Source organism: Kitasatospora sp. NPDC007106 (assembly GCF_040634455.1).
Classification (GTDB): domain Bacteria; phylum Actinomycetota; class Actinomycetes; order Streptomycetales; family Streptomycetaceae; genus Kitasatospora; species Kitasatospora arboriphila.
Map to the genome: position 1 here is coordinate 1 of NZ_JBEYFP010001482.1, position 1,009 is coordinate 1,009.

Below are 1,009 nucleotides of genomic sequence, written 5' to 3' on the forward strand. Positions count from 1 at the left end.
GGCGGGGCGCGGTGCGTTCCCCGAGGAGGGTGCTCAGGCGCGGCCGAGGGCGCGGTCGACCCTGATCTCGATCACCACGCGGTCCGGGTTGACCCGCGGCGGGCGGTAGCGCTCGGTGTAGCGGGCCACCCCTTCGGCCACCTTGTCCGGGTCCTGGCTGACCGTCGCCACACCCTCCAGGGTGGCCCAGCGGGCCCGGTCGACCTGGCAGAGCGCCACCCGGGCGCCGTCCGGGCCGGCCTCGACGACGTTGCGCACCTTGCGGCTCGTCCGGCTGCTGATCACCCGGGCGGTGAGCGTCTCCGGGTCGAAGGTCGCACCCACCGGCACCACGTGCGGCGTGCCGTCCGGTCGCAGCGTGGTGAAGGTGCACAGCTGGTACTCCCGCCAGAAGGCGAGGTAGGCGTCGTCGAGCGCGCGCAGGTCATGGGCCATGACCTGCATGTTACGGACCCGGGACGTCCCCGCTGCCTGCCGGGGAGCCTCCGGCGGTAGCGTGCTGGGCTGCAGTAGCGTGATCGACCAGAGGAGACGGAGTGCCGGTGGCAGGGTTGGCCGAGCAGACGGCGGGTGGGGCGATCTTGGGACGGGCGGTACCGGGATTCGCGCCGTGGCCCCCTCAGGGGGACGGCAAGCAGCGCGGCAAGGCGCTGCGCGAGCGGGCTCCGCGGGCGGCGCACGCCCGCTTCGAGGTGTCGGCCGACCGGCCGACCGTCGCCGAGGCGGTGGACGAGGCGAACATCGGGCGCCTGGAGCACCTGGTGCCGATACGAGTGGGACGGATGGCCGCCTCGCCGTTCGCCTTCCTGCGCGGATCGGCCGGGCTGATGGCCCACGACCTGGCGGACACCCCGGTGTCGGGCGTGGTCGCACAGCTCTGCGGTGACGCGCACGCGGCGAATTTCGGCCTCTACGGCGACGCCCGCGGCCGGCTGGTCATCGACATCAACGACTTCGACGAGACCGCGCCCGGTCCGTGGGAGTGGGACCTGAAGCGGCTCGCGGCGAG

At 73.7% G+C, this 1,009-nt stretch carries 2 protein-coding genes; one reads left to right on the plus strand and one right to left on the minus strand.

Translation table 11 applies throughout. The features are described 5' to 3' along the window. Positions 1 to 33 precede the first annotated feature (33 nt). The gene (locus ABZ641_RS39440; RefSeq protein ID WP_344624099.1) at positions 34 to 435 is read right to left on the minus strand and encodes a TIGR03618 family F420-dependent PPOX class oxidoreductase; all 402 of its coding nucleotides are present in this window, start codon (positions 433 to 435) and stop codon (positions 34 to 36) included. Between the two features lie 146 nt (positions 436 to 581). Between ABZ641_RS39440 and ABZ641_RS39445 the strand changes: the two genes are divergently transcribed. Then, on the plus strand, positions 582 to 1,009 hold a 428-nt coding region (locus ABZ641_RS39445), incomplete at its 3' end, for a DUF2252 family protein (RefSeq protein ID WP_359989575.1).